The sequence below is a fragment of the Sorangium sp. So ce362 genome, from assembly GCF_051519845.1.
In the GTDB taxonomy this organism is placed as follows: Bacteria; Myxococcota_A; Polyangia; order Polyangiales; family Polyangiaceae; genus Sorangium.
The window spans coordinates 6710881-6737168 of the sequence record NZ_CP150332.1; the positions used below are offsets into that span (position 1 = coordinate 6710881).

19 protein-coding genes are annotated in these 26288 nt (G+C 70.9%); 9 read left to right on the forward strand and 10 right to left on the reverse strand.

All coding sequences use genetic code 11. The features are described from left to right. Nucleotides 1–56: 56 nt before the first annotated feature. Nucleotides 57–875 (reverse strand): hypothetical protein, encoded by an 819-nt coding sequence (locus WMF17_RS25495; RefSeq protein WP_437643726.1) that lies wholly within the window; start codon nucleotides 873–875, stop codon nucleotides 57–59. 217 nt (nucleotides 876–1092) lie between these two features. Between WMF17_RS25495 and WMF17_RS25500 the strand changes: the two genes are divergently transcribed. Together WMF17_RS25500 and WMF17_RS25505 are read left to right on the forward strand one after the other, a co-directional pair. Continuing rightward, a complete protein-coding gene (locus WMF17_RS25500; protein ID WP_437595747.1) occupies nucleotides 1093–2223 on the forward strand; it encodes a hybrid sensor histidine kinase/response regulator in 1131 nt (376 codons plus the stop codon). Next, entirely contained in the window at nucleotides 2213–4594 is a 2382-nt protein-coding gene (locus tag WMF17_RS25505; protein WP_437643728.1) for a PAS domain-containing hybrid sensor histidine kinase/response regulator, read from the forward strand. Before WMF17_RS25500 ends, WMF17_RS25505 begins: the two co-directional genes overlap by 11 nt. 13 nt (nucleotides 4595–4607) lie before the next feature. On the opposite strand, the gene WMF17_RS25510 is transcribed toward WMF17_RS25505, so the two are convergent. From WMF17_RS25510 to WMF17_RS25530, 5 genes are all read right to left on the reverse strand, one after another. Continuing rightward, nucleotides 4608–5945, reverse strand: coding sequence for an SLC13 family permease (locus WMF17_RS25510; protein ID WP_437643730.1), 1338 nt, complete (start codon nucleotides 5943–5945; stop codon nucleotides 4608–4610). Further along, on the reverse strand, nucleotides 5942–6655 hold the full coding sequence (locus WMF17_RS25515; protein WP_437643732.1) for a hypothetical protein: 714 nt from the start codon (nucleotides 6653–6655) through the stop codon (nucleotides 5942–5944). The genes WMF17_RS25510 and WMF17_RS25515 overlap by 4 nt, the downstream gene beginning before the upstream one ends. Continuing rightward, on the reverse strand, nucleotides 6655–7107 hold the full coding sequence (locus WMF17_RS25520; RefSeq protein ID WP_437595751.1) for a hypothetical protein: 453 nt from the start codon (nucleotides 7105–7107) through the stop codon (nucleotides 6655–6657). The genes WMF17_RS25515 and WMF17_RS25520 overlap by 1 nt, the downstream gene beginning before the upstream one ends. A gap of 407 nt (nucleotides 7108–7514) precedes the next feature. Continuing rightward, nucleotides 7515–8720 (reverse strand): hypothetical protein, encoded by a 1206-nt coding sequence (locus WMF17_RS25525; RefSeq protein WP_437595752.1) that lies wholly within the window; start codon nucleotides 8718–8720, stop codon nucleotides 7515–7517. Nucleotides 8721–8902: 182 nt separating this feature from the next. Further along, nucleotides 8903–9214, reverse strand: a complete 312-nt coding sequence (locus WMF17_RS25530; protein WP_437595753.1) for a glutathione S-transferase family protein — start codon at nucleotides 9212–9214, stop codon at nucleotides 8903–8905. A 143-nt stretch (nucleotides 9215–9357) separates the two neighbouring features. Here WMF17_RS25530 and WMF17_RS25535 point away from each other — a divergent pair, with 143 nt between their 5' ends. Continuing rightward, nucleotides 9358–9786, forward strand: a complete 429-nt coding sequence (locus WMF17_RS25535) for a YciI family protein (RefSeq protein ID WP_437604307.1) — start codon at nucleotides 9358–9360, stop codon at nucleotides 9784–9786. Between the two features lie 22 nt (nucleotides 9787–9808). On the opposite strand, the gene argC is transcribed toward WMF17_RS25535, so the two are convergent. Beyond that, nucleotides 9809–10759: an N-acetyl-gamma-glutamyl-phosphate reductase gene (gene argC, locus WMF17_RS25540; protein WP_437595754.1), complete on the reverse strand. Its 951-nt coding sequence runs from the start codon at nucleotides 10757–10759 to the stop codon at nucleotides 9809–9811. A gap of 48 nt (nucleotides 10760–10807) precedes the next feature. Between argC and WMF17_RS25545 the strand changes: the two genes are divergently transcribed. Continuing rightward, nucleotides 10808–10999 (forward strand): hypothetical protein, encoded by a 192-nt coding sequence (locus tag WMF17_RS25545; RefSeq protein ID WP_437595755.1) that lies wholly within the window; start codon nucleotides 10808–10810, stop codon nucleotides 10997–10999. 48 nt (nucleotides 11000–11047) lie between these two features. Then, the gene (locus WMF17_RS25550; protein WP_437595756.1) at nucleotides 11048–12295 is read left to right on the forward strand and encodes a dicarboxylate/amino acid:cation symporter; all 1248 of its coding nucleotides are present in this window, start codon (nucleotides 11048–11050) and stop codon (nucleotides 12293–12295) included. A 117-nt stretch (nucleotides 12296–12412) separates the two neighbouring features. On the opposite strand, the gene WMF17_RS25555 is transcribed toward WMF17_RS25550, so the two are convergent. The 3 genes from WMF17_RS25555 to WMF17_RS25565 all read right to left on the reverse strand — a co-directional run bounded on the left by WMF17_RS25555 (nucleotide 12413) and on the right by WMF17_RS25565 (nucleotide 15248). After that, on the reverse strand, nucleotides 12413–13627 hold the full coding sequence (locus tag WMF17_RS25555; protein WP_437595757.1) for a glycoside hydrolase family 11 protein: 1215 nt from the start codon (nucleotides 13625–13627) through the stop codon (nucleotides 12413–12415). A gap of 917 nt (nucleotides 13628–14544) precedes the next feature. Continuing rightward, nucleotides 14545–14781 (reverse strand): hypothetical protein, encoded by a 237-nt coding sequence (locus tag WMF17_RS25560; RefSeq protein ID WP_437595758.1) that lies wholly within the window; start codon nucleotides 14779–14781, stop codon nucleotides 14545–14547. 65 nt (nucleotides 14782–14846) lie between these two features. Further along, nucleotides 14847–15248, reverse strand: a complete 402-nt coding sequence (locus tag WMF17_RS25565) for a group II truncated hemoglobin (protein ID WP_437595759.1) — start codon at nucleotides 15246–15248, stop codon at nucleotides 14847–14849. A 337-nt stretch (nucleotides 15249–15585) separates the two neighbouring features. Between WMF17_RS25565 and WMF17_RS25570 the strand changes: the two genes are divergently transcribed. The 4 genes from WMF17_RS25570 (at nucleotide 15586) to WMF17_RS25585 (ending at nucleotide 25306) form a co-directional block, all read left to right on the forward strand. After that, nucleotides 15586–21177: an nSTAND1 domain-containing NTPase gene (locus tag WMF17_RS25570; protein WP_437643734.1), complete on the forward strand. Its 5592-nt coding sequence runs from the start codon at nucleotides 15586–15588 to the stop codon at nucleotides 21175–21177. 672 nt (nucleotides 21178–21849) lie between these two features. After that, nucleotides 21850–22830, forward strand: coding sequence for a hypothetical protein (locus WMF17_RS25575; RefSeq protein ID WP_437643735.1), 981 nt, complete (start codon nucleotides 21850–21852; stop codon nucleotides 22828–22830). Continuing rightward, on the forward strand, nucleotides 22824–24395 hold the full coding sequence (locus WMF17_RS25580) for a protein kinase (protein WP_437643737.1): 1572 nt from the start codon (nucleotides 22824–22826) through the stop codon (nucleotides 24393–24395). Before WMF17_RS25575 ends, WMF17_RS25580 begins: the two co-directional genes overlap by 7 nt. A 254-nt stretch (nucleotides 24396–24649) precedes the next feature. Beyond that, the gene (locus WMF17_RS25585; RefSeq protein WP_437595763.1) at nucleotides 24650–25306 is read left to right on the forward strand and encodes a hypothetical protein; all 657 of its coding nucleotides are present in this window, start codon (nucleotides 24650–24652) and stop codon (nucleotides 25304–25306) included. The last annotated feature ends 982 nt before the right edge of the window (nucleotides 25307–26288 follow it).

Sequence of the window (26288 nt, forward strand, 5' to 3'; positions counted from 1 at the left end):
CTCGCCGTCTTGCCCGGCGGTCGCAGCCCGTCGGGCCATGACGCCGGACCCGCGGGTCAGGCGGCCGTGGACCGGGCGGACACCTGCCCCGCCGACGGCGCGCGCCGCGCTCGCTGCGTGAGCCCGCGCAGCGCCAGCGCCGCGAGCAGCGCGGCCAGCCACGCGAGGCCGTAGGCGCTCGCCGTCGGCATCCGCCCGAGCGCCGCGTGCAGCGCGACGAAGAACGCCGCGAATCCAAACAGGCCGCGCACGAAGCCCGCGAGCAAGGCCGCCGTGGCGGCGGCGCCGTGCCTGGGCAGGGTGAAACACGGAAGGATGTTGCCGGTGATCGGGATGGCGAGCAGCAGGCCGCTGAGGCCTGCGGGCGCGACGCCGGCGCTGCGCATGATGCACCAGGCCATGGCCATCGCGGCCACCACGCGGCAGGCGAGCTCGGCGCGCGGAATGTCCGCCGCAGCGGGCGCCTCACAGCGGCGCGGCAAGGCCAGCGTGCCCAGGGCGGGCGACAGCAGCGCCACGGCGCAGGCCCAGGGCGGGGGCAATCGCAGCGCGAGCAGCGCCGCCCCCAGCGACAGGAAGGCCACGTTGGCCGCGAGCAGCGCCACGCCCCAGCGAAAGCGCGTCGCGCACCACGCAAAGCCGAGCACATGAACGATCGTCGCCGGCAGGCACACAAGCGTCGCGAGCGCGATCGCGTTCGCCTGGGCGGGCGTCTCCTGCAGCAGCACGAAGCCCATGATCGGGCCCACGATCATCGGCAGCCCGGCGATCGCGCCGCCCACCCCATGGCCGAAGCGGCGCGCCGCCAGCGTGGACAGCAGCACCGATGCGCCCACCAGTGTGAGCTTCAGCAGCACGCTGGCCCGGGCATCCATCGATCGCGTTGCAGAACGCACATCGCTCGCCGGATCCCTATAGGGCAATGTTCCAGGGGAGACGTCGAGATCCGCGACGATCGCGCTCAGCTCCGCTGGCCATGAACGGCGCCGCGCGACGCCGGTCGCGCCGCCAGGCAGCCGCTCGGCCCAAGGCCGGGCGCCATGGTGCGAACCGTGGATCCTCGTGTAACCTCGCGCCCGAAGCCGAGGGCGCATGGAGCAGCAAGAGCCGAGATCCAGGGTGCTCGTCGTCGATGACAACGAGCAGAACCGCGCCCTGGCCCAGGCCACGCTCGAGGACGACGGCTACGAGGTCGTGCTCGCCGTCACGGGCGAGGAGGGGATCCAGCAGTTCGAGCGCCACAAACCGGATTGCGTGCTGCTCGACGTGCGGATGCCGGGGATGGACGGGTTCGCCGTGTGCGCCCGGATCCGCAGCCTGCCCGGGGGCGAGAGCGCGCCGATCGTGTTCCTGACGGCGCTCCGCGACGTCGAGACGTTCGACAGCGCGCTGCGCGCCGGCGGCGACGACTTCCTGACGAAGCCGGTCCGCCCGTCGGAGCTCCTCGCGCGGGTGCAGGCCGCGCTAAGGCTGCGCCGGCTCGGCGCGGAGCTGCGCGAGCACGTCGAGCTCGTCCGGCAGCAGCGGGACGCGCTCATGCGCCTCCAGCTCCAGAAGGAGCAGCTCACGGCCTTCGTCGTGCACGATCTGAAGAACCCCGTGAGCAGCATGGACCTGCACGCGCAGTTCCTGCTCCGGGACCGCTCGCTCCCGGAACAGGCGCGCGACTCCGTGCGGCACGTCCGCGATCAGGCGCGCTCCCTGCTGCGGCTCATCTACAACCTGCTCGACATCAGCAAGAGCGAGGAAGGGAGGCTCGCCCCCGAGCGCGCGCGCGTCGATCTCCGCGCGCTCGTCCTCGAGACGTTCGCCGCGCTCGACCTGCGCGCGAGCTCCCGGTCGCTCGCGCTGCGCGAGGCCGTCGAGGTGCCCGCCGTCCAGGCCGACCCGGACCTGCTGCGCCGCACGCTCGAGAACCTCCTCGAGAACGCCGTCCACCACGCCCCGGCCGGGACCGCGGTGACCGTGAGCGCCGTGAAGGACGGCGCCGCGGTGGAGATCCGCGTGGCGGACCAGGGGCCGGGCATCCCCGCCGAGATGCGCGCGAGGGTGTTCGATCGCTTCGTTCAGCTCGGCGGCGAGGATCCGGTCGTCCACCGCGCCGGCCGCGGCCTCGGGCTCGCGTTCTGCAGGATGGCCGTCGAGGCGCACGGCGGCACCCTCCGGATCGAGGACAACGCGCCCGGCGCCATCTTCTGCGTGAGGCTCCCCGATGACCCGTGAACACGCCTCCATCGACCGCCTGTCTCCATCCGACCAGGCGCCCCACGGGCCCGGAGCTCCGCCGCTCGACGACGGCACGTTCCGCCTGCTCATCGACGCGGCGCCCGACGCCATGGTGGTCGTCGACGAGCAGGGACGCATCGTGTTCGTCAACGTCCAGACCGAGCGGATGTTCGGCTACGCGCGCGGCGAGCTCCTCGGGCAGGCCATCGAGCTCCTCCTGCCGGAGCGCTTCCAGCGGGCGCACGTCGCGAACCGGTCGGCGTTCATCGCCGTGCCCAAGGCGCGCCCGATGGGGTCGGGGGTGGAGCTGTTCGGCCGCCGGAAGGACGGCGGCGAGTTCCCGGTCGAGATCAGCCTCAGCCCGCTGACGACCGAGCGGGGCACGCTCGTCTCGAGCGCCATCCGCGACATCAGCGACCGCAAGCGGGTCGACCTCGCGATGCGGCGGCTGGCCGCGATCGTCGACTCCTCCGAGGACGCCGTCATCGGCGAGGCGCTCGACGGGCGCATCGCCAGCTGGAACCGGGGCGCACAGGCGATCTTCGGCTACAGCGCCGAGGAGATGATCGGCAAGCCCCTCACCGCGCTCGCCCCGCCGGGGCGGGAGGACGAGGTGCCGCGGATGCTCGCTCGGCTCAGGCGCGGCGAGCACATGGAGCACTTCGAGACGGTGCGCAGGCGCAAGGACGGAAGGGACATCGACGTCTCGATCACCCTCTCTCCGATCCACGACGCGATGGGCAAGGTCGTCGGCACCTCGAAGGTGGCCCGCGACATCAGCGAGCGAAGGCGCCTGGAGGCCGAGACGAAGCGCACGACCGATCTCCTGCGGAGCGCGGTGGAGAGCATCCAGGGCGCGTTCGCCGTGTTCGACGCGCAGGATCGGCTCGCGCTCTGCAACAGCGTGTACCGGCACTGGCTCGGCGCGCGGGTGAGCGGCCCCATCGTCGGACGGCGCTATGATGAGCTCATCGACGAGGGCATCGCCGCGGGGCTGTTCGCCCTCGGCGGCGAGCCCCAGGCCGACTTCCGCGGGAGGCTGCTCGCCTACCACGCCGAGCCGAGCGGCACGCTCGATCTCGGCACGAGCGACGGGCGCAGCCTGCGCGCGACCGAGCGCCGCACGGCCGAGGGCGGGACCGTGTGCACCCTCTGGGACATGACCGGCGACGTGCAGCGCGCCGAGGAGCTCCGCAAGGCGCGGGCCCTCGCCGAGGCCGCCAGCTCCGCGAAGAGCGAGTTCCTCGCCTCGATGAGCCACGAGCTCCGCACGCCGCTCAACGCGATCCTCGGCTTCGCGCAGCTGCTCCAGCGCGACCGGAAGACGCCGCTCACCGACCGCCAGAAGGAGCGGATAGAGCACGTCCTGAAGGGCGGCGAGCACCTGCTCAAGCTCATCGACGACATCCTGGACCTCTCGCGCATCGAGGCCGGCCGCGTGACGGTCTCGATCGAGCCGGTGAACGTCCCCGAGGTGCTGGACGAGGTGAAGACCACGCTCGACCCGATGGCCCAGCGCGCCGGGATCGAGATCGCCCTCGCGCCCCTGCCCCCGGAGCTCCCGAAGATCACCGCGGATCGCACGCGCTTCGCGCAGATCCTCATGAACTACGGCTCGAACGCGATCAAGTACGGCCGGAAGGGGGGCCGCGCAACGATCGCTGTGTCGATGCCGGAGGACGGCGTGGTGAGGATCTGCGTGGCGGACAACGGCATCGGCATCCCGCGAGAGCAGCACGCGAAGCTCTTCCAGCCCTTCCAGCGCGCCGGCCAGGAGACAGGGCCGATCGAGGGGACCGGGATCGGCCTCACGATCAGCAAGCGGCTCGCGGAGCTCATGGGCGGCGGCGTCGGCTTCAACAGCGTGCCGGGCGAAGGGTCCGAGTTCTGGATCGAGCTCCCGGCGCACGAGGAGCCGCCGGAGGTCGCCGCCCCGGAGCAGGCCGACGCGCGCGTCGAGGGGTCGCCGCTCGCCGGGCCCGGCGGCGTCCGGCATTCGGTCCTCTACGTCGAGGACAACCCGTCGAACATCGCGTTCATGGAGGAGCTCATCTCCGAGCTCGAGCGCGTCCACCTGATCACCGCGCCGAACGCCGAGATCGGCATCGAGCTCGCGCGGTCGCGGCGGCCCGAGGTCGTCATCATGGACATCAACCTCCCCGGGATGAGCGGCTACGAGGCCCTGCGCAAGCTCGAGGAGTGGCCGGAGACGCGCGACATCCCCGTGATCGCGCTCAGCGCGGCGGCGATGGCCCGGGATACCCGCCGCGCCGAGCAGGCCGGGTTCTACCGCTACCTGACCAAGCCGGTGAGGGTCGACGAGCTGACCGCCGTCCTCGAGGAGCTCCTCGTCCAGGCGGCGCGCTGATGGCGGCAGGCGCCTACCGCGCCGCCCAGACGGCGAGGAGCGCGTACGCGATCGCCACGGCCTGGATGACCGCGAAGCTCAGGAGGCCGGTCGGCAGGAAATCGAAGAAGCCGAACCGGATGGGCCTGCCGTCGACGTCCCGCAGGTCGGCCCGCTCGGTGAGCGCCTGCGCGAGCGGTCCCGACGTCGCGGCGGTCAGGAAGAGCGAGCTGCCCGCGCAGACCGACAGGGCGAGGCCGACATAGACGGCGGGCCCGGGCAGCCGCTGGGCGAGCGACTCGGCCACGTCGAGCAGCGCCGCCATGCTGGGGCCCGCCGAGAACAGCCCCGTGAGCACGCCGGCGAGGACGAGGAACGCGACGAGCTGGAGCGACGGCGCGACCGGCAGCCGCTCCAGCGAGCGCGAGACCTCCTCGAAGAGGCCGGTGCCCCGCACCGCCGCGACCATCACGAAGAGCGAGAGCAGGAAGAGCACCGCCTCGATGTCGAGCCCCGTCCTCGCGAGCCGCTCGCCGTGCCTGCGCGCCAGGAGCAGCGCCGCGCCGGTGCCGAGCCAGCACACGAGCTCCGGGCCGACGCCGAGCTCGGCGGGCAGGAACAGCCAGGCGACCACCATCGCGGCGAGCGACGCCGCCGCCGGCACGAGGAGGCGCCGATCGACGCGCACTTGCCGGTGCAGCGCCTCGACCGCCGCGCGCGTGAGCCGCGCCGAGACCGGATCGCGCGGCACGCCCGCGGCCGGGCGCACCACGACGCGCACGACGAGGAGCAGGACGGCGAGCGCGAAGAGCGTCGCCGGGGCGGCGCGCGAGAGGTAGCCGCCGAACGTCATGCTGCCCCGGCCGAGCAGCAGGATGGCCGGGAAGTCGCCGATCGGCGTGGCGGCCCCGCCGAGGTTGCAGGCGACGAGCAGCAGGCCGAGCAGCCAGGAGACGTACCGCTGCCGCGTGCCCATGAGCCGGAGCAGCACGTGCAGCACCGGCAGGACGAGCACGAGCGCCGTGAGGTTGTTGACGACGCCGCTCACGAGGTACATCGCGATCGAGAACACGAGCAGGACGCGGAAGGGCTCGGCGCCGCTCAGCCGCGTGGCCACGACGGCGAGGCGATCGAAGAGCCGCGAGGCGGCGAGGAGCTGGGACAGGAGCCCCAGGGTCACGAGGATGACGAGCACGTCCCACGGCACCTCGGCGAGCAGGCGCTGCGTGGTCGCGACCCCGAGCAGCGTCGACGCGAGGCAGGCGAGGGCCGCGCCGCCCGTCACGACGAGCACGCGGCGCGACGGCAGGAGCGCCTGGAGCAGGAGCGCGCCGAGCAGGAGGGTGAAGAGCGCGGCCTGGGGCGCCGTCACGTCGCCTCGCGCGCGGGCGCGGGCGCACGCGGGTGGCCCGCGCCCGCGGCGGCCTCGGGCGCGGGCGCGGCCGGCCCCACGAGGCACGAGAAATCGCCCGCGCTCGTCTCGACCATCCAGCGCGGGTACACCGTCATGGGCCGGCCGAGGATGTCCCAGCCGATCAGCGAGCGGAACTGGGTCCGCACGTCGGGGCCCGAGACGCGCAGCCACGAGGGGCTCACGTGCGCCGCGTGCCCGTCGGTGCCGTAGACGAAGGTGAGCAGCGCGCTCCGCCGCCCGGCCCAGCGGTGGAGCTCGGACAGCCCCACCGGCTCCATGAGCCCGTCATAGTTCGCGAGCACCCGGCGGAAGTCCGGGTCGAGCCCGCCCGCGTCGGTGACGAGGCCCGCCTCGACGCCGGAGAGCCGCGGCACGAGCGCGTCGAGGCCGTCGGCCTCCAGCCCCACGACGAGCAGCCGGTTCACGCCGCGGAGCGCGTCGAGGACGCCCGCGGGGTCGAGCGGCGCCTCGGCGCCGCCGGAGAGCCACTGCTCGGCGACGAAATCGAGGACGGGGAACTCGCGCCCGAGCTGGTCGCGGGCCTCGCCGACGAGCGGGGCGCCGCCGGCTCCCATCAGCTCGCGCAGGAACAGCCGCGCCGCCGAGCGCATACCCAGCTCGGCGGCCACCATCCGGAACGCCTGTCCGAGCGCGGGCGGCAGCGCCATCAGGCCGGCTCCGCCCCGGCGCGGGCGCGCGCGGCGCGCGCGAAGAGGGCGTCGAGCAGACAGACCATGGCGGCGTTGGCGAGCGCGTGGTGCGGCGGGCCGTCGGTCAGGCAGTCGACGAGCGCGGCGAGCTTCGGCGAGCCCTGCGGGGCGAGGCGCGTCAGCGGCGCGAGCGGGATGGCCAGCGGGTAGTCGTGATCGCTGCCGCGCGCGAGGTGCGGCGGCAGGCGGATCGGCACGGCCAGCGACTCGCCGCGCGGGGCGCCGCCCTCGTCCGGACCGAGCTCCTCGAGCAGGAGGCCGAGCAGGCAGAGCAGCGCATAGCTCGCGCCGCGGTGATGAATGGGGCCCTCCCCGACGATGCACCGGACCACGAAGGCGCGCTCCTCCGCGTCGGGCATCCAGGGGGCGAGGAGCGCATCGAGCCTGGCGGGGCGGATGAAGGCGGACACCGCGGACGAGGGCAACGGAGCGTGGCGCGGGCGGTGGTCGCGAGGCGGTCGGGACGGAGGCATGGGGGCGTACGAGCGTAACTGCTCGGAACGACCCGGATCCAGGCCTGATCTCGTGAGGGTCCGGGTGCGCGTGCTGGAGCAGCGGCCTGCGCGGATGCGCTGGGACGGGCCATCGGACCTGCGCTCGGACAAGGGACCACGTTGACCGAGCTCTTCCACCCGGAGGACCGCTGCACGCTCGCGGCGCGGCGGGAGCAGGTCCGCGGGAGCGCCGCCCCCGTCCAGGTCCACGGCCGGATCATGCGCGGAGCGCGGCTACCGGCCGTTCTCGTGCTTCGTGCGCGGCACGCGCGCGGATGGGCCGACGCGGCGCACGAGCCCGTGAGCCCCCCGGGCGGCCGAGCTCAGAACAGCTGGACGTCGTCGAGCTCGATGCCGAGCGGCTGCCCCGCGGGCGTGCGCCAGCTCAGGTCCTTGACCGCCCACGGCTCGAACGGCGCCGGCGTGCCCCACCCCTGCTGCATCAGATCCCACCAGCGCAGCTCCACGGTGACCCACTCCGTTCCGACCCAGAGGTCGATTCCGTGGCCGTCGAAGCAATCCGAGCAGAACCCGCCTTCGGGCCTGGTGAGGAGCGTGCCGATCTCGAAGCGAACCTGGGAGCCCTGGGCACGGACGTTGAAGCGGATGCCCTGGACCCCCGACATGTTGACGGGCCACGATTCGAAGGAGAGCATGACGCCGGCGCCCGACACGGACGGCCCCCCCGGGGAGTAGGCTGCGAGCGCCGTCGAGCCGAGAGGCCCCGGCACGGGAAACACGTCGACCGGCGGAAGGGTCCCGTCGCCGTACGTCACCCACGGCCCCGTGAACGGCGGCAAGCGCCTGGCGTACGGCGGGGAGCTGAAGAAATCGCCGTCGTCGAAGTCCTCGATCACGAGGCCCGGCGTCGCGCAGAAGGGCTGCCACTGGCAGTCCGGATCGCTGCAGTCGGCGTACCCGTCCCCATCGTCGTCATAGCCATTGCTGCACGCCGCACCGGTGTCCTCGCGCCACGGTACGCAGAAGGGCTGCCACTGGCAGTCCGGATCGCTGCAGTCGGCGTACCCGTCCCCATCGTCGTCATAGCCGTTGCTGCAGGCCACATCGGTGTCCTCGCGCGGCGCCGTCGTGTCGTCGACCCCGATGACGATGTCGAGCGTCCCCTGGCCGACGGAGACGACATCGCCGTCCGCCCGGAACTGAAACATGAGCGTCGACGTCGCGCCTTCGTTGATGAAGACCGGCGTCGGATTCGCCGACGTCAGGCCCGCCGGAACGTACTGGTAACCGGAGCTGGTCCACCGCTCGAGGATCCAGCCAGGCTCCAGGTACACGTCGTAGCGGCCGACCGGCAGCACCTCCGTGAGCACCGTCGCGTCGCCGTCTCCATAGAAGAGCCGGTGCGTCGGACCGTGGATATTGAACAACGCGGAGGAGAGGCGGTACGTCGCGCCCGTGGCGCTGGTCCCGACGAGGGCGAGGCTGATCGAGCCGATATCGGACGCCTGGTCGGCGCCGTCCGGCGCCTCCGCTCCACAGCCGACCGGGATCATTGCGACCGCCAACACCGAGCATACGAAGAGTTGTTGCAAGTGTCTCATGATGACTTCGTATCAGAGACGCTCGCTCAGGAAAAGTGGGATCCTTGGGTGCCCGATGACAGCGCGCGGCCATTCCTCGCCTGTCTTCGATAACCGGCGAGGACCGGCTCATGTCGGCGCGTGTAGCAAATGTGTGCGTTTTCGTGTACTTACACGCGCTTTCGTGCGTTTAAGAGGTAGGCGTCGCCGACCGAGAAGCGATCGAGCAGGAACTCCCGCCCTTCGAGCCGCTGGGCCACCCAGCCGAGGCGGGCGTCCGCCCTGGCGAGCGCGTAGGCCTTGACCTGGGCCGGGGCCGCCTCGTCCAGGAGCGGCAGGTAGATCGCCTTGTGGAGCTCGGTGCCGATGAAGCAGAGCCACTGCTGGAGGCGCGCCCGGCCGAGCGGATCCCGCGGCGCGAGCCCCGCTTCCGGGAACCGCTCCGCGACGAGCTGCAGGAGCGCCGCGTTCTCGGACGGCACGGGCGCCCCCTCCCCCGGACCGCTGCAGAAAAAATCGAAGGGGCGTGTCGATCTCGCGCCCCCTCGTTCGTCGTCACGACAGAGCGGGGGCTCACGCCCGGTCGAGGCCGTGCGGAGCCCTGTATCGAGAAGGAGACATGACGATGCGGTTCATGATGCTGATGATCCCGAGGGGATACGAGAGCGCGGCGCCGGGCACGATGCCGGACGCCAAGGCGGTCGCTGCGATGATGAGGTACAACGAATCCCTGCAGAAGGCCGGCGTGCTGCTCGCCGTCGACGGCCTCCACCCGCCCTCGATGGGCGCGCGCATCTCGTTCCCCGGAGGGAAATCTCAGGTGATCGACGGGCCCTTCGCCGAGGCGAAGGAGGTGCTCGGCGGCTACTGGTTGATCCAGGTGAAATCGAGGGAAGAGGCGATCGCGTGGGCGTCGCGCTGCCCCGGTTCGGACGACGCGATCATCGAGGTTCGCCAGGTACAGGAGCTCTCGGACTTCCCCGCCGATGTCCAGGAGGCCGCGGCCGGGCTCCCCGAGATGCAAGCGCACGCCCCGCAGCACCGGGAGTCGTGACGCGGCGGCCGCGGCGCGCCGGTCAGTCGAGGCCGGTGCTCTCCGGCGTGCCGAGCATCAGATTCAGGTTCTGCACCGCCGCGCCGGAGGCGCCTTTGCCGAGGTTGTCGAGGCGCGCCACGACAAGGATCTGGTCGGGCTTGCCGAACACGAACACATCGAGGCGGTTCGTGTCGTTGCACTCCAGGGCGCTCAGGGAACCGTCCTCCAGCGCGCCCTGGCCGCCGAGCGGCATCACCCGGATGAACGGCTCGCCGGCGTAATATGACGCGTAGAGCTCGTGCACCGACGCGGGCGTCGCGGGTCGGCTCAGGGCGTCCACGAACAGGGGCACCGAGACGAGCATGCCTTTGTAGAAGTCGCCCACGACCGGCTGGAAGAACGGCGCCCGCTCGAGCCCCGCGATGGCGCGCATCTCGGGCAGGTGCTTGTGCTGCAGGGTGAGCCCGTACGGGCGCGGGCCGCGGAGCTGCTCGCGGCGGGCCCCGCCGGCCTGCTCGTAGGTCTGGATCATCTTGCGCCCGCCGCCGCTGTAGCCGGTGAGCGAGTGAGCGATCATGCCGGCGTCCCTGGGCAGGAGCCCCTGGTCGACCAGCGGGACCACGAGGGCGAGGAACCCGGTCGCGTGGCACCCGGGGACGGCGACGCGCCGCGCGCTCCGGACGGCCTCGCGCTGCCCGGGGCGGAGCTCCGGGAAGCCGTACACCCAGCCGTCGGCGGTGCGGTGCGCGGTGCTCGGATCGATGACGCGCGTGCCCGGGTTCTCGATCCACCCGATGGACTCGCGGGCGGCGTCGTCGGGCAGACACGTGATGAGCAGATCCGCCTCGTTGATCAGCGCGCGACGCGCCGCCGGGTCCTTGCGCCGCTCCGGGTCGATCTCGAGCAGCTGGAGATCGCGGCGGCCCTGCAGCCGTTCGCGGATCTGGAGCCCTGTCGTCCCTTCCTGTCCGTCGATGAACACCCGATGCATGGTGGCCCTGTTCATACGCCGAGCGCGCCGCCTCGACCAGGGGTTCGCGTGACCCGGGCGGCAGCCGCGGACGACGACGTGGCGCCCGAGGGCGTTCCCGGCTGCCTCTTCACCGTGGGCGCGGGCGGGCCGACCGCGGCGCCGCACCACCACCACGCGTTCGACCTCAACGAGCGCGCGATCGGGCTCATCGCGGAGATCTTCACCCGCGCCGCGCTCTCCGCGCTCAGGCCGGCGTGACGCGTCCGGCGACACGCGCGCGCTCCTCGCGGCATGCTGCCGCCCGCGATGACGAGAACGCTGCGGACCCTCCTCACGTCCAACCGCTTCACGCTGCTCCTGCTCGCCTCGATCGCCGCCGGCGCAGGCCTCGGCCTCGCGCTCGGCGAGCGGGCGGCGGTGCTCAAGCCGCTGGGCGATCTCTTCCTCAACCTGCTGTTCACCCTCGTGGTGCCGCTGATCTTCTTCTCCATCTCGTCCGCGGTGGCGGGCATGAGCAGCCTGCGGCGCCTCGGGCGCATCGTGACCGCGATGCTGGGCGTCTTCGTCACCACCGGCCTCGTCGCATCGACGCTGATGCTCACGGCGGTCGAGCTCTACCCGCCCGCGGAGGGGCTGCAGGTGACGCTCCCCGGGCGTCCGGAGGTCGCGCCGGTCAGCCTGGGCGACCAGCTGGTGGGCGCGATCAGCGTGCCGGACTTCGGCGATCTGCTCTCGCGCAGGAACGTGCTGCCGCTGATCGTGATGGCCTTCCTTGTCGGCCTCGGGACCACGGCGGCCGGCGAGCGCGGCCAGCCGGTCGCGCGGCTGCTCGCCTCGGCGAACGAGGTGATGCTCAAGCTCGTCGATTTCGTGATGTATTACGCGCCGATCGGCCTCGGCGCCTACTTCGCGCACCTCGTCGGCGCCTTCGGCCCGACCCTGCTGCAGTCGTACGTCCGCGCGATCGGGCTCTTCTATCCGCTCGCCGTCGCGTACTTCTTCCTCGCCTTCACGCTCTACGCGTGGCTCGCCGGCCGGGGGCGCGCGGTGAGGGCGTTCTGGAAGAACATCCCGGCGCCGGCGCTCACCGCGCTCGCGACCTCGAGCAGCATGGCGGCGATCCCCTTGAACCTCGAGGCGGCGCGGCGCTCGCGGGTGCCTGACGATATCGCGGAGGTGGTCATTCCGATCGGCGCGACCGTCCACATGGAGGGTTCGTGCCTCTCGGCGGTGCTCAAGACGGCGCTGCTGTTCGGCGTCTTCGGCCGCGAGCTCGGCGGGGCGGACACTTACCTCGCCGTGGTGGGGGTCGCGATCCTGAGCGGCACCGTGATGAGCGGCATCCCCGGCGGGGGCTTCATCGGAGAGCTGGTGATCGTCTCGCTCTTTGGATTCCCGATGGAGGCGCTGCCCATCATCTCCACCGTCGGGGCGCTCGTGGATCCGCCGGCGACGCTGGTCAACGCCGCCGGCGACAACGTGAGCAGCATGCTGGTGGCCCGCATCCTCGACGGCCCGGGCTGGAGCGAGCCGCCGCCGGGGGCCGGCGCCTGAATGGCCGATCCCGAACCGGCGGCGGGCGAGCTGAGCAAGATCCGCGGGCTTGGGGGGGCGAACCGTGCGTCAGCGCGGCTCGCCCCCTGCCCACAGCCGAGGCTCAACGCCCAGGGCTCACCTCATCGACACGCTCACGTCAGCGCTCCCACTGCTCTGGTACCCTTCCACGACCATCGAGACCTCATACAGGTTCCCCATGGTCATCCCCAGGCGCTGCCATGCATCGAAGTGGTTGGCGACAGAGATGGTTCCACTCGTGCGCTTCGCGGTGCGGACGCTCCAGAACTGATAGAAGGTCTTGGTGCCTTCGATGGAAGGCTGGTTGACTCGCTGGGTCCGATAGATGTCATAGGTACCGCCATCACTGGTGACGGTGCCCATGCGCCCCTCCCCGCCCGGCGGACGCCAGCTGCCCCAGCTATCAATGATGTAGTACTCCACGAGCGGGCTCTTCGTCCACCCATAGACGCCCAGGTAGGAGTTGCCGTTCGGCCGGTAGTCGGCCTCGTAGGTCACGATTTGATTCTTTGACCCAGGCCTCAGACCCTTACGACCCAACAGATTATTGATGTTGTTCCAGTCGACGCTGAAGCCATCCGCTGTGTTGATCTGGCATCCGCTCCCTGAGTCCTTCCAGTACTCGAAGGTGAAGCCGCAGTGGGTGCCGGTCAGATTGCTGCAGACCGACTGGTCGGGTGCCGTGCACGTGCTGCCGCCGGAGCCGCCGGAGCCGCCGGAGCCGCCGGAGCCGCCCGCCCCGCCCGAGCCGCCGCCCGCCCCGCCCGAGCCGCCTGTCCCCGAGCTGCTGCTCGACGACGCGCTCGAGCTGCTGCTCGACGCGCTCGAGCTGCTGCTCGACGACGCGGAGGTGCTCGAGCTGCTGCTCGACGACGCGGAGGTGCTAGAGCCTCCGCTGCCGGTGACCGATGCGACAGACGGCTTGCCGGAGCCGGTCGCGCAGAATCCGAACGTCGTCGAGCCACGCGGCTGCAGAGCGCCGTTCCAGCTCAGGTTCGAGGCCGTGAGCTGCCCGTTCGACGAGCCAAAGGTCGCGTTCCACTGGTTGTTCACCGTCGAGCCGTTGAGCGCGATGCCCACGCGCCAGCTGGTCGTGTTCTGCTGGCTGATGTTCGTGATCGTCACGTTCGCGCAGTAGCCATCCTGCCACTGCGACTGAAGTGCGACATCCGCGGACAGCGTGCCGTCCGGGCTGTTCAACGCGGAGTCCAGAAGATCGATGTCCTCGTCCACGATGCTGTCAACGCTGCACGCCAGCAGGCTGCATGCGATCGAAGCGGAGAGGTAGCCAAGTAAGGAAAAGATGCGCATTTAAGGTTTCTCCATGTTCGGACCGGTTGAATCGCGGGCTTCTGCTCGAGATGGAGTTGTGAACCATCGAGACGCCTGCGAGCCCTCCGATCTTCTATCGGTTAAAATTCAAAATTTCCGACCAGCGTGCTCGTGATCCCGGTCATCCCGGTGATCACGGATGCCCACGCGGGCCTGCGCCGACCACATGCCTGGCAATCACGATGTTTGTCGGACAGATGCTCACATGCGAACACCCCGTGTGATGGGGCCGAGCATCAACTCAGAAAAAGCAAGAACAACTCGGACGTGCAGCCGTAAGAAGCAAGTGACCCCGGCAATAGCCGCACTCGGAGTCGGCCCTTGAGCGATCGTGCCACCGGCTGCGGTACCGGCCGAAGCGGCCCTGACCACCAAGGTAGATTGGAGCATTCTCACAAACAGGAGGAGAATGTCAAGACTCTTTTCTTAGTCGTGGCCGTTTGCGTTTGCCGTGGTTTGCCGTGGTTTGTCACGCAGCGTCCGTTCTGCGGCTTCTGCGGCTTCTGCGGTTTCTGCGGTTTCTGCGGTTTCTGCGGTTTCTACGTACAGTAACGTTGCGCGCGTGGGTTCGATCATAGAACTCAGATCCGTCAGATTCGTTCACCCTCGTGGAAAAGTGACGATGTATCGATAATCGACCCCTGCATCGACGGGGCCTATCCAGTGCCGCGGCCCAGGAGCGCTCATCCCGTGCGACTCGGTGTCCACTGTGGTTCATTCTCGATCTTCGAGCGGATCGGCGCTCTGGCTGGAGCGACAAACGGGCTGAAACCGCCGGGAGAGAGCAGCATTTCGAACCGCCAAGGCGCCAAGGTGCCAAGGAATAGAACCCTATCCTGGCGCTCTTGGCGCCTTGGCGGTTCGACTCTCGCTCGATCAACGTGTCGGTGGTCTGACTACCAGCCGGCGTCGTCGTCGTCGCCGTCGTCCAGCACGCCGCCGATCAGGCCGGCTGCGCCCCCGACGGCCGCGCCGCCGCCGCCTGCCAGGAGACCCCCGATGAGCGCGCCCTTGGCAGCACCGCCGACGGGATCCCCCTCCGAGGACTCCGTCGCCTTCCTCTCGGCGATCGGGGCCGGCGCCTCCTGCGGGGTCGTCGTCTTCGCTGGCAGGTTCTTCTTCTGCTTCTTCATGGTGAGCTCGACTGCAACACCCGCGCCAGCAGCGGCGGGCGCTCACCGGACGGGCGCAAGCCGGCTCAGCCGGGTCGGTTGCGCATGAAGTCCGCCACCTCGCCGAAGCGCCGGTCGAGGAAAGCGTGGAGCTCCGCGGGCACGCCGAGCTCGGCCATGGCCGCGCGCATGCAGCGCATCCAGGCGTCGCGCATTGCCACATCGACAGGTACGCGGGCGTGGCGCATCCGCAGCCGCGGGTGGCCGTGCGCCGCGATGTAGTCCTGCGGGCCGCCCAGCCAGCCGATCAGGAAGAGCGCGAAGCGGTCGCGGCTCTCCCGCGAGACCTGCCCGCGCTCGTCGCACACATGGAGGCGCGCGAGCGCCGGCTCGTCGCGGGCCATCAGGTCGTAGAAGCGCTCGACAAGCCGGCGCACCGCCGGCTCGCCGCCCAGCAGGTCGAAAGGGGTCTCGGACGGGTCGGACATCGGCACGCCGTCTAGCGATCTGCCGCGGCCTCGTCAACGTGGGCCGGGCCGCCCGCTCGGCGCCGCGCTCGACGCGCTGGCAGCGCGCGGATCGCCCGCTCGGCGCTGCGCTCGACGCGCAGGCAGCACGCCGGCGCCGGACGACGCGCGGGGGCCACTTTATGAAATGGTGGGCAGCGACATCGGCCGCCCGAGCATCGGACCGACCACATCGTCGAGCTCTGCCGGCGCACGCGCTGAACGAGCTCGACAGCCGCGATCGTCGCGATGCTCTCGTGGTGTGGCGCCTTCCGCCCGAAGCCGCCGCGGGGAGGCGGCCGCCACCGGAGGGGTTGCGATGAACCGGGAGATTCTCGCTCCAGGGATGGTGTTCCAGGGCCGCTACGAGCTCCTCTCCTTGCTCCGGGAGAGCAGCCTCGGCGCCGTCTACGCAGGGCGGCAGATCGACAGCGGGCAGCCGATCGCCCTCACGCTGATGCCCCTCGCCCCGGACAGAGCCCCCGCGGATCCAGCGCGCGGCGACCGCGCGCGCGCCCTGCAAGCGATGCGTGGCTGCGCGCGACTCCAGCACCCCAACATCGTCCGGCTCATCGACTGGGGGCAGACGGACGAAGGGCAGCTTTATACGATCTGCGAGCTCGTGCCCGGGCAGAGCCTGGCCGAGCTGCTGGCGGAGCACGGCGCGCTCGATCTGCAGGAAGCGCGGCACCTGATGCGGCAGGTCCTCGGCGCGCTGGCCTGCGCGCACCGGCAGGGCATCGTTCACGGGGCGCTCAGGCCGAGCCACGTGATGATCGTGCCCTCGGCGGGGCGGCGCGACGCGCGGGTGCTCGATTTCGGCCTCGCCGCCGTGGCCGCGAGCCTGCGGAGCGGCCGGGGCGGAGCGCCCCCCTCGGGCACCGAGCCCCTGGGCTCGCTGGCCTATGCAGCACCCGAGCAGCTCCAGCGGCGCTCGCCGACGGCGCGCTCGGATCTGTACGCCTGGGGGCTCATGTTTCTCGAGTGCCTCGCCGGCAGGCGCGTGGACCGGGCCAGCCCTCCGGACAGGGAGGGTCTCGAGCAGGAGAGCCGCGGGCCGGTCCGGATCCCTCCCGCCCTCCTCGGGCACCCGGTCGGCGCGATCTTGCGGCGGGCGACGACCGAGAAGGCCGGCGAGCGGGCCGCCACGGCCGAGGGCCTCCTGCGCGAGCTCGACGCCTGCGAGCCGGGCGGGCTCCGCCGCGCAGGCGCCGTCGAGCTCGGCGCGCCCCTCGGCGCGGAGACGACGGAGAGCGGGGGCTCGGGGGCTCCGGCGCGGCGGCAGCCCGAGCCGCTCGCGGCGGGCGCGCTCCCCGAGGAGATGGAGACGCCGGAGATGGAAGGGGTCACGCCTCCCACGGAGGAGGCGCCGACGACGCCGGCGGACGCCCTCGGGGGCTTCGTGCCCCCGGACGTCGGCGACACAATCAAGCACTACGAGATCATCCGCAAGCTGGGCCAGGGCGGCATGGGGGTCGTGCTCCTGGCCCGCGACACGCGGCTCGGCCGCCTTGTCGCCATCAAGCTCCTCCGCGAGCACAGCAGGCAAGGAATCGGGCGCTTCCTGGCCGAGGCGCGGGCCACGGCGCGCTGCAGGCACGAGAACATCGTGGTCATCCACGAGGTGGACGAGATCCACGGACATCCCTATCTCGTGCTCGAGTACGTCAAGGGTCGCACGCTGCGCGAGTGGATGGCGCATCGCGAGCACCCCAGCGCGCCCGGCTCGCCCGCCGCGCACACGCCGCCCGGCCCCCTGTCGCCCAGCCTGGCCGTGGAGCTCATGATCCCGGTGGTCCGCGCGCTGATCTGCGCGCATGAGCTCGGGATCGTGCACCGCGATCTCAAGCCGGAGAACATCCTCCTGGAGGACACCGGGGCCATCAAGGTGCTCGATTTCGGCATCGCCAAGCAGATCGAGGCCGAGAAGATCTCGATGTTCACGGGGGTGCGGAGGGCGCTCGCGGGAGGGGCTCGGCCGAACGGGCAAAGCACGGTCCTCGGCACGCCCCGGTACATGTCGCCCGAGCAGCTGCGGGGCGGGGACATCGATGCTCGCTCCGACCTCTGGGCGGCGGGCATCATCCTCCACGAGCTGGTCACGGGGGCGCACCCGCTCGACCCGTTCTCGGCCGCGCGGCTCGTGGAGATCGTGAACCTCGATCTCCCCATGCCGCTCGCCAGCGAGCGGCGCCCGGACGTGGGCGCGCTCGGTGCCCTCATCGACCGTTGCCTGAAGAAGCGCCCGGACGAGCGCATCGGCTCGGCCAGGGAGCTCCTCGCCGAGCTCGAGGCCCTCCTGCCCGGTCGAACGGCGCTCGATCTGGGCGAGGACGAGAACCCGTTCGCCGGCCTCGCCGCGTTCCAGGAGGCCGACGCCCCGCGCTTCTTCGGCCGCGGGCGCGAGGTCGCCGCCCTCGTGACGCGGCTGCGCAACCAGCAGCTCGTCGCCGTCGCCGGGCCCTCGGGGGCGGGCAAGTCGTCGTTCGTCCGCGCGGGGGTGATCCCGGCGTTGAAGCGCTCGGGGGACCGCTGGGAAGCGTTCATCCTGCGCCCGGGGCACCGCCCGCTGTCCGCGCTCGTCGACGTGCTCGCGCAGGTCGCCGAGGCGGAGTCCGCCGGCGCGACGAGCTCGCCCGAGCCCCCCGATCACGACGCGCTCGTCGCCACGCTGCAGGCCCAGCCGGGCCGCCTGGGTGCCCGGCTGCGCGCGCGCTGTCGCCGGGAGGGGAGGAGGCACCGCATCCTGCTCTTCGTCGATCAGTTCGAGGAGCTCTACACGCTCGGCGTCGCCGCCGAGGCGCGGGCGGCGTTCGTCGCTTGCCTCGCGGGCGCGGCCGACGACGCCTCGTCGCCGCTGCGCGTCCTGCTCGCCATCCGCTCGGACTTCCTCGATCGCATCGCCGACGACCACCACTTCATGACCGAGGTGACCCGCGGGCTCCTGTTCCTGCCGCCCATGGGGCGCGACGGCCTGCGCGAGGCGTTGACGCGGCCCACCGAGGCGACCGGTCACCGGTTCGAGACCGCGGAGATGGTCGAGCACATGCTGGGCACGCTCGAGAGCACCCGGAGCCCCTTGCCGCTCCTGCAATTCACGGCCGCGAAGCTGTGGGAGGCGCGGGATCGCGAGCGCCGGATCCTGACGCGGGACAGCTACGAGCGGCTCGGCGGCGTGGCCGGCGCCCTGTCCGCCCACGCGGACGCGGTGCTCTCGGCGCTGCCGCTCGCCGAGCAGCAGCTGGCCCGGGCGGTGCTCCTGCGCCTCGTGACGCCCGAGCGCACGCGCGCCGTCGTGCGCATGGAGGAGCTCCGCGAGCTCTCGCGGGACGGCCAGGGGGACGCCGCCCAGGCGATCGCGCAGGTGGTCCAGCACCTCGCCGGCGCGCGGCTCCTGCTCATCGAGACCGGCGGCGAGCGCGAGGGCACGACCGTGGAGCTCGTGCACGACGCCTTGATCGACCGGTGGGCGAGGCTCGGGCAGTGGCTCGCCGAGAGCGAGCAAGACGCGGAGTTCCTGGCCCGGCTCCGCGCCGCGGCCCAGCAGTGGGAGGCGAGCGGGCAGGCCGAGGGGCTGCTCTGGCGCGATCGTGCGGCGGAGGACGCCCGGGCCTGGTACGCGCGCCGCCGCGCCGAGCAGGGGGCCGAGTGGCGCGCCGGGCTCGGCGGCCGCGAGGAGCGCTACCTCCTGGCCGTCGTGGCCCACTGCGAGCGGGCCCGCCGCCTGCGCCGGCGGCTCACCACGGGCGTGATCGCCGCGCTCACGGCGTTCGCGGTCACCGTGTCGTACCTGGCGGTCCGCGCCGACCAGCAGGCCACGCGCGCGGATCGGGAGGCCTTGCGCGCGCGCAACGCCACCCGCGTGGCCGCGGCGCGCGAGCTGCAGGCCGACCCCACGAGCGTGCTCGCGATCCTGCGCGAGGTCGAGCCGCCCGACGCGCCGCGGGGGTGGGCGGTCCTCGCGCGCTGGGCGCTGTACAGCAGGATCTCGCGCGCGGTGCTCATCCACCCGGACGGGGTGCTGGACGCGGACTATAGCCCTGACGGCAAGCGCATCGTCACCGCGTCCTGGGACAGGACCGCGCGGGTGTGGAACGCCGACGGCACGGGCGAGCCCATCGTCCTCCGCGGCCACACGGATGTGGTCTATTCGGCGGCGTTCAGCCCCGACGGCGAGCGCGTCGTCACCGCGTCGGCCGACAGGACCGCGCGGGTGTGGAACGCCGATGGCACGGGCGAGCCCCTCGTCCTCCGCGGTCACGAGGACTGGGGCCAGTCGGCGGCGTTCAGCCCCGATGGCAAGCGCATCGTCACGGCGTCGGCCGACAGGACCGCGCGGGTGTGGAGCGCCGACGGCGCGGGTGAGCCCATCGTCCTCCGCGGCCACACGGATCAGATCTACGCGGCGGCGTTCAGCCCCGATGGCGAGCGCATCGTCACCGGATCGCAGGACCGGACCGCGCGGGTGTGGAGCGCCGACGGCAAGGGCGAGCCCATCGTCCTCCGCGGCCACGAGGATCGGGTCTATTCGGTGGCGTTCAGCCCCGATGGCGAGCGCATCGTCACCGCGTCCTGGGACAGGACGGTGCGGGTGTGGAACGCCGACGGCACGGGCGAGCCCCTCGTCCTCCGCGGCCACACGGATCGAGTCTACGGGGTGGCGTTCAGCCCCGACAACAAGCGCATCGCCACCGGGTCGCAGGACGAGACGGTGCGGGTGTGGAACGCCGACGGCACGGGTGAGCCGTTCGTCCTTCGCGGTCACGACGATCAGGTCTATTCCGTGGCGTTCAGCCCCGACGGCCACCGCCTCGTCAGCGCGTCTCACGACAAGAGCGCGCGCGTGTGGGACGCCGACGGCACGGGCGAGCCCATCGCCCTCCGCGGCCACACGGATCGAATCTACGGGGTGGCGTTCAGCCCCGATGGCCGGCGCGCCGCCTCCGCGTCGCTGGACAGGACGGTGCGGGTGTGGAACGCCGACGGCACGGGCGAGCCCCTCGTCCTCCGCGGTCACGACGACGAGGTCAACTCGGTGGCGTTCAGCCCCGATGGCCAGCGCATCGCCACCGGGTCCGCCGACAAGACCGTGCGGGTGTGGAGCGCCGACGGCACCGGCGAGCCCCTCGTCCTCCGCGGTCACGAGGATCAGGTCTACTCGGCGGTGTTCAGCCCCGATGGCCGGCGCATCGCCACCGCGTCATGGGACAGGACTGTGCGGGTATGGAACGCCGACGGCACCGGCGAGCCCCTCGTCCTCCGCGGTCACGAGGACCGGATCTATTCGGTGGCGTTCAGCCCCGACGGCAAGCGCATCGTCTCCGGGTCGTCGGACAACACCGCCCGGGTGTGGAGCGCCGACGGCGCGGGCGAGCCGACGGTCTTTCGTGGCCACGACGGCGGGATCAACGCGGTGGCGTTCAGCCCCGATGGCCAGCGCATCGCCACCGCGTCATGGGACAGGACCGCGCGGGTGTGGAGCGCCGACGGCACGGGCGAGCCGCTGGTCCTCCGCGGTCACGAGCACTGGGTGCTGGGGGTGGCGTTCAGCCCCGACGGCAAGCGCATCGCCACCGGATCGCAGGACAACACCGTGCGGGTGTGGAACGCCGACGGCACGGGCGAGCCGCTGGTCCTCCGCGCCTCCGATTCGCCGATCAACGCCGTGGCGTTCAGCCCGGATGGCCAGCGCATCGTCGCCGCGGCGGACGACAGGGTGGTGCGGGTGTGGACCGATCTCGAGGAGCTCCGCGGCGTCGACGACCCGAAGCTGTGGGCCGCGACCACCTACTGCATGCCGCTCGACCGGAGGACGGAGCTCCTGCGCGTGTCCGAGGCCGCCGCCAGAGCCAGCCGGGAGGCCTGCGTGCGCCGGGTCGAGCAGGCGCGCGTGGCTGCCAAGGGGCCCTGAACCGCGGGTCAGAAATCCTGCCAGGATTCCTGAGACGATGCGGCGGGGTTGGAGTGCTTCGACATCGCAAAGACCTCCTCGTCCGGGCGTCCGGGGTACAGAGTCTCCGGTCAGGAGACGGCGGCGCGGCAGAGCTCGTCAGGCGGCCCGCAGGTTTGCGACGGATCGAGACCAACCCGGCCGCCTGAAAAGGAGGTGCCACGGAGGTCACGACCATCGCCGGCGCTCGTTACGAGGCCGCGGAAAGGTCGCGACCCATCGCGAAGGATCTTTTCGGCCAGGGAATCAGGTCACGATCGAAAGAAATGAATTTTTTCATACAAACGGCGTGGTCCCGACCAGGCCATCGGCTCAAGAGGAGCCTCCACGATGGGTCGAGACCGCGCGGGGGCATCCGAACGAGCGCCGAGCACCTTGTTCTGAAGCCTATGCAGAGCACCGCCCCCTCGCGCGGTCACGCCCGGGACTGGAGCCGTCACCCGTCGCGGTGCTTTTTGCGGTCCGCAGAGAGAATTTTCGTCGCTCGTGCGCAATGCATCGCTGAAACATCGCGCGGGACGCGCGGCGCTTCTGCGCGCCCGGCCGCACCCGTCACGGTGGTATGAAGAGCAACGCCGCGCTGGATTGGGCCAGCGCGGCGTTGTGGTCCCCCTCGTAGCCCCGAGGTGAACCGTGCATGCGTCTAATCCACTGGTCCATCTGCGGCAAGCGGCGGCCCTGGCTACCGTCCTTGCCTCCACGTTCCCCCTCCAAGCCGAGGAGCCTTCCCCACGCTCCCGAGAGGTCCAAGAGCTCATCGACGAGGCCGAGAAGGCCACCAAGCGCCTCGATCTCCCGCGCGCCCGCGAGTACTGGGCGCGGATCAACCTCCTCGATCCCTCTCCGATGGCCGTGTGTCAGCTCGGACAGTTCGACTTGCGCCTCGACCGCCTCGAGGAGGCCATGGCCGAGCTCTCCCAGTGCGTCGAGCAGATGCCCGCGCCGACCAACGACCTCGAGCGCCGCCGCTACGAGCAGAGGCACGCCGATCTCGCGGCGGTTCGGCAGCGCGTGGCAACGCTCCACGTCAGCCCCCCCCCGGACACGGCGCGGCTGCTCGTCGACGGTCGCGAGGTGAGCGTGGGCGCCCCGGTCTTCGTCACGCCTGGACAGCACGAGGTCACGGCGACGGGGAAGCAGGGACAGGTAGCCCATGCGCTCGTGAAGGTGGCGGCAGGCGATTCGCGGCGCGTCTCGCTCGCCTTCGAGGCCCCGAAGGCTTCCGCCTCAAGAGCCCCTGTACCGGCTGCGGTCGCGCCGGCGCGCTCCAAGCCGAACCCCTGGATCATCGGCTCCGGCGCGGCCGCCTCGGCGGCCCTGCTCGGCGCGGGCGTCGGGCTTCACGTCGCCGGCGACGCCGCGGAGAGTGAAGCGGCCGCCAAGGTGGCTCGCATGACCGACGGCTCGATGCGCCCGAGTAGCGCGCAGTTCCGCCGCTTTCACGACGACGCCCACGCGGCCGACACTCGAGCGAGCCTGTTCCGTGGCTTCGGCTCGGCTGCGCTCGTCGCCGGCGCAACGCTCGGCGCCGCGACGGTCGTCTATGTCGTCTGGCCGCGGAAGGCCGAGATCCGCCCGCGAGGCGCCGGCGCGGAGGTCAAGCTTGTATGGTAGCCGTCGGCGAGATCTGGGAAGGCCACGAGCTGCTCAACGAGGAACGCGGCCTGGTCCGTCACTTCCTCGCGCGGCAGGGTGGCGACAAGGGAGATCTCGTCTGGTTGCACGTCCACGAGGGCACGGGCCTTGATGAGGGCGCGTTCGCTGAGGAGATCGCGCGCCTGCAGCGCCTCTCCGACGAGGTCCCGGAGGTCGTGCGCGTGCTCTACGGGGGGGTGCGCGGGTCCGTCGCGTGGGCGGCGACCCCCGTTCTCAGCGACGCGGTCCCGCTCCTCGACGCCGCGCGCGGGTACGATCTCGGGCCGGCCGCGCTCCAGGAGCTGATCGCCATTGGCCGCTGTCTCGAGCGCGCTCATGAGCTCTCCATGATCCATGGTGCCCTCAGTCCGGACCGGGTCTTCGTCGTGGGTGACGGCCGACATGCGATAACGCACTTCGGCTTTGTGCGGCTCTTTCAGCTCGGCTCAGACGATGCTCGTCAAGACCCGTACGGGTATCTACCACCGGAGCTCTTCTCCGGTGGGCGCCTGGGACTTCGCGCGGATGTCTACGGCTTCGGCACCATCATGTATGAGCTCTTGTGCAAACGCCCCCTCTCGACGTGGACCGAGCCCACGAGTTTTCCCGTCGGGATGCCTCGGAAGCTTCGGGGGATGATAACCACCTCGCTTGCGGAGATCCCCAAGCGACGGCAGCCGAGCATCCGAACGATGCTCGCTGTTCTGGCTCCCTTCGCCCGCGAGTGGGAAGACCTCGGCGAGCCGCCGGCCGCTCCCAACGTGGACATCTTCGCCGAGCCATCCGGCGCTCGGTGCAAGCCGGACGAGGGAGCGCCGATCTCCGTGGAGGACGAGGCGGAACCGCTCGGCTCGGGTGAACAGGTGGGACGAGCCAGCGTGCTCCCCACGCCGCGCCCCTCCGAAGCGCCCGACACGGCCAGGAGCGCGCCGCCTCGGGACGCGCAGGACCACGCCCCCCACGCGCCGCCGCTCGCCGCGCCGCGCCCTCCCGACACGCCCGACACGCTCAAGAGCGCGGTGCCGCCGCGGGACGCGCGGGACCACATCACCCGCGCGCCCACGGTTGTACCGCCGGCGCCTCCGGCGCCCGTGCTACCGGATCTCGATCCGCGGCTGCCCGTCCCGCCGACGCCCTCGACCCCTCCCCCTTCTCCGCTGCTGTCGGTAGCGCCGGCGCCTTCGCCCCCTCTGCGTTCAAACGGCACCCCAGGGCGACGCTCCCCCACGCGCCGGCTCAGCGCCGTGCTCGCGCTCGCCTTCTTGCTCGGGAGCGCGGGAGCGCTCCTCCTCCGGAGGGAGCAGTCCCCCCCCAGAGCTGCGCCGCGCCTGGCGCGGGTCGTCCAGCGTGCAGCCCTCCGAGCCACCCTACCGCCTCCCCCGCGGCCGTCCGATGCACCGCAAGCGCCGCCGCCCGTCGCACATCGCTCCGTCACGAACCGCCAGGCCGCCTTCCCGCGGCAAGCCATGAAGACGCCGTCGAAGGACGGCGATGATGGCGATGTTTGTTACAAGCTCGTCGTTTGCGGGCCGCACAAGTACTGAGCCAGGGGGAGTGGTTCACGATGCGATCAACACCTTATTTTGCTCTCGGTACGGCTGCGCTGCTCGGCTGCGGTGAAGGCCTCGAGATTCCCGTACCCCGGACCGAGGATCACACGGTATTCCTTTGGTCTGGATCCGATCCGAATCCTCCACCATGTCCCCTGGGCCGGCTGGACTACTGGGATGGATGGGCCGATGTGTCTGCGAGCCCTCAGAAAGAGTGCGGGACGTGCAGTTGTGGACCTGCCCCCTGCGTGCTGCCGTCCGAGTTCACGGCCCACGAGTCGAACCTATGCGCAGACGATGGGATCCCGGTCACGCTCGACACCGAAAAGCATCAACGAGGGGAATGCATCGAGGCCAATCCGCGTGTCCCGGATGAGGCGCTCGCTTCGATCACCCTCGCTCCGCCAACGGTGGCCTCCCGGTGCGAGCCCCTGCAGCAGTTCGGTCCGCCGCCCCTTACCGGGATATTTGCGCGCGCTTGCCCGTGGGTGCCAAAGCATTTTGCCGACTTCGACGGATTGGCGTGCATCGCGCCCGATGAGGATGGGTCATGCCCGGCGGGCTTCTCCGTTCGCTTCGAGTTCCAGGAGCGGATCGGCGATGCTCGCACATGCACTCCATGCGCTTGCGGAGATCCGGCGGGTGGACGGTGTTTGGCGGATGTGCTGCTCTTCCGCGACACAGGCTGCTCCGATCTGATGACGTTGTACAACGGAGTCGAGACCCACGCATGCATCGAGGCACAACCAACCTGGTCGCTGGCAGCGGCACGCGTGATCCTCGCGCACGAAGAGCCTGGGGCTTGCCCGCCGACGGAGAAAACTTCCTATGTCGGCGGCACGATCGAGAGTGGCGAAACACGCGTGTTCTGCTGCACCCAGCATATCATCACGGATGAAGATTGACCGAAGCAAAGGATGAGGCATGCGATGCGAACGGCTGCGTCATACACATTGGCCACGCTGGCACTCATCGGCTGTTCCTCGCCGGTGCCCGACGACGGCCTACCGGATCCGGACCCGACCAAGCTCATTCTGCTGTTCGGCGGCCGGCAGGAAAGGGCACCGACGTGCGCTCCGAATGGCGAGCTCCTGTGGGAAGGGTGGACAGCGTGGGATGAGGATCCTGAGCCGGACGAATGCGAGCCATGTGAGTGTACGCCGGCAGCCTGCGTTCGACCGCCGGAGGTGTCCGCGCGCAGGTCGGGTTGCCCCGGTGGCAACGCCATCCTCACGCTCATCGGTGGCGACTCCTGGGACGGGGCATGTGCTGCCGGCGCCTTCTCGGTGACGAGCAGCTCCTACGATTCCGTGACGTTCGAGCCGCCGACGCTCGCCGATTGTCAACCTGTCTCGCCAGTACCCGCACCGTCGCGAAAGAAGATGAGCTTCGTCCGAGCTTGCCTTCCAGACACAAGCGAGATCACCCGCACGGATTTTCGCCGCTGTTACCCCCCGCAAGACAATGGAGAATGCTGGCGTAAACACCCGACGCGTTTCGAGTTCCCGGTCTACACGGACACGCGCACATGCACCCCGTGCTCGTGCGGCGCGCCACGCGGAGGAAAGTGTACCGCGCAAACCACGCTGTACAGGGGAGAAGACTGCTCGGGCGAGGTTGGATCTGTTGCTATTTCCAACGCGGATCATCCGATTTGCACGGAGGAGATCGATGGAGAGATTGCGGCGATGCGGTCCGCCTGGATACAGAACGAGCCTGGCACCTGCACCCCTTCGACGGCTTCCAAGATCGCGAGCGGCAAGCTGGAGCGCGGTGAAACGCGCGTGTACTGCTGCAACCACTAGAAGCACGTCGACGCGCGACCTTCTCTGGATGAAGACTGACCGAAGCAAAGGATGAGGCGCACGATGCGAACGGTTACGTTCT